The following is a 5255-nucleotide window of genomic DNA, read 5'->3' as shown; positions in this document are numbered from 1 at the left end:
GGGGGGCAGCGGCGTAAAACCTGAGGCCAAACTCGCCCCGCACCAGAGAATTCGTCAGCGTGCGCGGGTCTTGCAGGGCATCGGCAATGGTATAGACTTCGCTCTGCAAAATCGCCGAGGCGCACAGACCTGGCTCGCGATCAATCTGTTCTATGGCCAACCCGTGGCGCGATTTAAACCAGATGCGATCGTGATCAACCACCGTCACCAACGCGATCGGCACCTGAAACAGACGAGCGGCGATCGCTGTTATGCGGTCCAGGGCTTCATCGGGCGGTGTATCTAAGATCTGGTACCGCTGCACCGCCGCCAGCCGTTCAGCGTCGTCGCTTGAGTCATTCATGCTGGGTACGTGTGACGATTTGTATGCAACTATATGAGATTGCATGCTTTCTTTATAGTTCCCTTATTACATATCGGCGGAGCGATCGACGCCTCCTAGACCTTCACAGTTTGTACTTCGTGTAACAAAGCATGTGGACAGCGTCAGTTTTCAACCAGCGCCCCTGATGTTGCCCTAACGGCCTCACTACAACGGTATTTGGAGGTGAAGCCGGAGCAGAAGAAGGCGGAGACCGCCGCCTTGAACTACTAAACCGTATAGAAAGATTGCGCCAACCTGCTGAAGGGGGTCAATTTATACATCAAAGTAATGGCTTCTATCCGTACTAAGGTTACGATGTTTGTAGCATCTAATACGTTTGAGTGTAAGCATAGACACCCTGTTATCGGGACTACGCTCGACGATGGTTGACTCATCAAGACGTTAAGGGAGAGAGAGGATGCCAACTATCGAGGGCGATTATGAAGCGGCTCGGTTAGCCGCGTTAGCTCGATATAATCTCCTGGATACGGCCCCAGAAGCGGCTTTTGATGACTTAGTTCAACTCGCCACCCAGATCAGCCAAACCCCAATCGCCCTGATGAGTCTGATTGATGACCATCGCCAGTGGTTTAAGGCAAAGGTTGGACTAACAACAACAGAAATTCCCCGCGAGTGGGCCTTTTGCGCCCACGCGATTTTACAGTCGCAGCCTCTCATCATCGAAAATGCCCTGCTCGACGAGCGCTTCGCGCAGAATCCGCTAGTCGTTGGGGAGCCCCACATTCGTTTCTACGCTGGCTTTCCCCTCATTATTGCCGATGGTTATCCGCTAGGGACGCTGTGCGTCATTGACCAGCAACCGCGTCAACTAGACTCAGAGCAACTTGAAGCGTTGCGCATCTTGAGCCGTCAGGTCGTGGCACAACTGGATCTAAGATACGGGCACCGGGTGCTTCAGCAAACCCTAAAAGACCGCACAGATATTGAGTTTACGTTGGATCAGTCTTCCATTGTGGCGATCGCAGATGCCCAAGGGTTAATCACCTATGCCAATGATAAATTCTGCGAAATCTCTCAATATTCAGCGGTAGAACTGATTGGCAACCATCATCTTTTGCTGGCGGAAGACGAACATCCTCCGACTGATTTACAAGCCATCTGGCAAACGCTCAATCGGGGGCAGGTATGGCGAGGAGACATCCAAAAACGCGCTCGGGACGGTAGCTTGTATTGGGCTAATACTACTATTGTCCCCTTTCTTGAGGGGGATAATATGCCCTATCAATACGTCGCAATCTGTCATGATATTACGGCTCAAAAGCAGCTAGAGGCGAAACTGCGGCAGCAATTTGAGCGGGAGCGTTTAATTACGGCGGTAGCGCACCGCATTCGTGAGTCATTAGACCTCAATCAGATTTTGAACACGACGGTGGCTGAGGTTAGACAACTGTTGCAGGCTGATCGGGTACTGACCTATCGCATCAATCCTGACGGTACCGGTTCAGTGACGAATGAAGCCGTTGCTCCGGGATGTTTTTCGTTAATGGATCAACCGCTACCCGAGAAGGTTTTTCCGGTTGAAAGTCGCCGCCTTTACCAACAGGGCCGGGTCCGCGCCATTACTGATATTAGGCAAGACGATATCCCAGCCTGTTTGGTCAAAACCCTCCATCAATTTGGCGTAAAGTCCAAGCTAGTGGTTCCCATTCTCCATAATCAAGAGCTTTGGGGGCTGTTAATTGCTCACCAGTGCCATCGCTATCGTGAATGGCAAGCTTGGGAACTGGACTTTCTCAAAGAGCTTTCGGCCCATGTCGGCATTGCGATCGCTCAAGCAACCCTGTTAAAACAAGTGTCTCAGCAAGCCCAGGCGGAAGCCACCATCAATCGCCTCACCCACCTGTTGCATACTCCTGGAGATGCCATGCGAGTGATGCAGCAAGTCATTGATGCTACCGTTACCGCCTTGGGTTGCATGGGTGGACAGCTCTATATCTCCGCCGATACCGAAGAGCAGAGTGACCAGCTTTACCGTTCAGGAGTGCAGCCAGCCTTAACCCTGGAGGTTGAACGATATCTTTGGCGTCGTTTGGCCCAGAGCGCGAATGGTGGAAGGCAGCGGACAAAGAGTAGTGGAGATGATCCAACTTGCCATCTCTACACCCTGCAGGACTTTAGGCAAGATCCACACCTGCGGGCGTTAGGAGCGGCTTTCGAAGCGGTCGCCATTCATTCTGTCCTGATTGTGCCCCTGCAATATCAGCAACAAGCCATTGGGTGGTTCAGCCTGTTTCGTCGCAAACCAGGTGTGAGTCTGTTTGCGACCGATGGGTTTCCAAACCGTCAACAGACTACTGCCAATCCATCCTCTCAAGACTTAGCGGATACGCCCCTTGCCTTAGGTTGGAACGCAGAAGACATCAAACTGTCACAAACCCTTGCTACCCATTTGTACATCACCGTGATGCAGCGGCGGATTGAGGCAACGATTCGCCATCAAGCTTGTCATGACCGGCTCACTGGATTACCCAACCGACTGCTGTTTGAAGAAAAATTGGTCAAGGCTTTAGAACAACTCAAACCTCTCAATAACAGACTAGATAGCAGGATGCTAGCGGTCTGCTTTGTGGACCTCGACCATTTCAAGGCGATTAATGACACCCTGGGCCATGCCGTGGGGGATCAGCTATTGCAGCAAGTGGCACGGCGAATTTCAGGCTGTTTAAAGGAGGGCGATATTGTGGCGCGTTGGGGTGGGGATGAATTTACCCTGATGCTCCAAAATATTCAGTCCACCGAAGATGTTGCGAAAGTGGCTCAACGGGTTCTCAATAGCCTACATGAGCCGTTTGTGTTCAATCACCAAGCCTTTCGAGTGACGATGAGCATTGGCATTGCTCTCACCCCCAGCCACGGTCAAGATGCTGAAACCCTGTTGAAAAATGCGGATGCAGCCATGTATGACGCCAAGCATCAGGGGCGCAATAACTATAAACTGCACTCCTCTGCCACGATAGGGAATGCCCTGGATCAACTGATTTTGACTCATGATCTTCATAGGGCTGTAGAGCAATCTGAGTTTGTGCTGCACTATCAGCCCCAGTTGGACTTGCAGACTGGCCAGGTGACTGCCGCTGAGGCTTTAATTCGTTGGCAGCATCCTCACAAAGGGTTGCTGATGCCGGGAGAGTTTATCGCAACAGCCGAAGTGACGGGGCAAATCAGCGCGATTGATGACTGGGTAATTCGGGCCGCCTGTGCTCAGATTCGCACATGGCAAAACCTCGGGAACCCACCACTGCGTATCGCTGTTAATCTTTCTGCTCAAACGATTCAGCAAAAAACCTTGCCCAAAAAGATTGCTCGAATCTTGCTAGAACACCAGCTTGATCCCAGCCAGCTAGAGGTCGAAATTACGGAAAGAGTAGTGATGCAGGATATCCCTGCCGCGATCTCTACCTTGCAAGAATTGAAAGATATGGGGATTTACATCTCAATGGATGACTTTGGCACAGGGTATTCTTCTCTGGCTGCCTTGAAACAATTTCCGCTCCATTCCCTCAAAATTGCCCTCGAGTTTATTCAAGATCTGTCCTTTGAATCGAGAGAAATTGCTGTTGTGCAAGCGGTAATCGCTCTGGGCCACGGCCTAAATCTGGAAACGGTTGCTGAAGGGGTCGAAACAGTAGAACAGTTGCAGATATTGCGAACCCTAGGCTGTAGTAGTGTTCAAGGTTACTTACTGAGTAAATCGCTCCCGGCTAAGCAATTTCAGCAATTTATTCAGACTCACAATACCCAATACCCAGAAGAGTTGTGTAAGGCGGTCACAGAATTTTAGTGAGCAACCGCAAGCGTTAAAGGATCAGTCAGTCGTACCCAGAGAGACCTAAAAGCACTGCGTCAATTGACTTCGTTAAGGCCCTAGAGTAGCGAAGCTGCGATGTTCCATCGGAGTTGGGCTAGTTGCCTGCGCGCGCAACTACTCATAAATCATGGAAAACCTTTCCATGCAAGGGTTTCTATCTGTGCAAGATCAGCTACCTACTTGGCCACAGCAGCACTGTGGCCCACCACCTGGTTGCGTCCCCTGGTCTTAGCCTGGTAGAGAGCGACATCGGCGGCTTTTACCACGTCAATGCCCTTGGCCCCGTGGTCAGGAAAGCTCGCTACCCCCAGCGAGGCCGAGAGTCGTTCCAGCGTCATGCCGTTGTAGCTTACCTGAAGCTGGCCGATGGCGTAGCGAATTGCTTCGGCCCGGGCCAGGGTGACATCTGGGGGTGCCTCAGGCAGTACCAGGGTCATCTCCTCACCGCCGTAGCGGCAGGCAATATCAGACCCCCGCACGCTGTCGCGCAGCAGCTGGCCCACGGCTTCTAGCACGCGATCGCCCGCAGCGTGGCCATGGACATCATTAAACCGCTTGAAGTGATCGATATCGAGCATAATCACCCCAATCGGGTGGTGTTGGCGCTGGGCGCGCTCAATTTCCTGCGTCAGGGTCTCTTCGAGGTAACGGCGGTTGTACAACCCCGTGAGCGGGTCGCGAATGCTCTGATATTTCAGGGTTTCGCGTAGCTGTAGGTTGGCCAAGGCCAGGGCCACCTGCTCTGCTACGGCGCGGGCCAGCTGCTGGGTGGGCTGTTTTACCTCACTGGCACTGAGGTAAAACAGCCCCAAGGTTTCGCCTTGGGCCAGTAGGGGCAGGCAAATGGTGGTGCTGGTCACCGCCGCTGTCTCAGCATGGTGGCAGCGCAACCCCAGGCTGTTGGGGCTGACCTGGTGCGATCGCCCCCGGCGCAAGGCCCAGCAGTCTGAGGGGCTAAAGGAGCTAAACAATGGCTGCGAGTTTAGCTCTGGCCCCCAGGTGGTGACAATTTCCATGCGATCGCGCGACGGGTTGAGCATAAAAATGGCACCACTACTGCCG

General features: G+C 52.7%; 3 protein-coding genes. 1 reads left to right on the top strand and 2 read right to left on the bottom strand.

The genetic code is table 11. From position 1 onward, the window contains the following. The coding region (locus VB780_RS14150) for a GAF domain-containing protein (protein WP_323351808.1) at nucleotides 1-343 on the bottom strand (343 nt) is incomplete at its 3' end. 439 nt (nucleotides 344-782) lie between these two features. On the opposite strand from VB780_RS14150, the gene VB780_RS14145 reads away from it, so the two are divergent. Further along, a complete protein-coding gene (locus tag VB780_RS14145) occupies nucleotides 783-4166 on the top strand; it encodes an EAL domain-containing protein (protein ID WP_323351807.1) in 3384 nt (1127 codons plus the stop codon). A gap of 203 nt (nucleotides 4167-4369) precedes the next feature. Here the strand turns inward: VB780_RS14145 and VB780_RS14140 are convergent. After that, nucleotides 4370-5255 (bottom strand): diguanylate cyclase (locus tag VB780_RS14140; protein WP_323351806.1); only part of this gene is annotated, 886 nt, incomplete at its 5' end.

Origin of the sequence: Leptolyngbya sp. CCNP1308 (assembly GCF_034932455.1) — a bacterium.
In the GTDB taxonomy this organism is placed as follows: Bacteria; Cyanobacteriota; Cyanobacteriia; order Phormidesmidales; family Phormidesmidaceae; genus Nodosilinea.
This window is presented reverse-complemented; position numbering and strand designations above follow the sequence as displayed.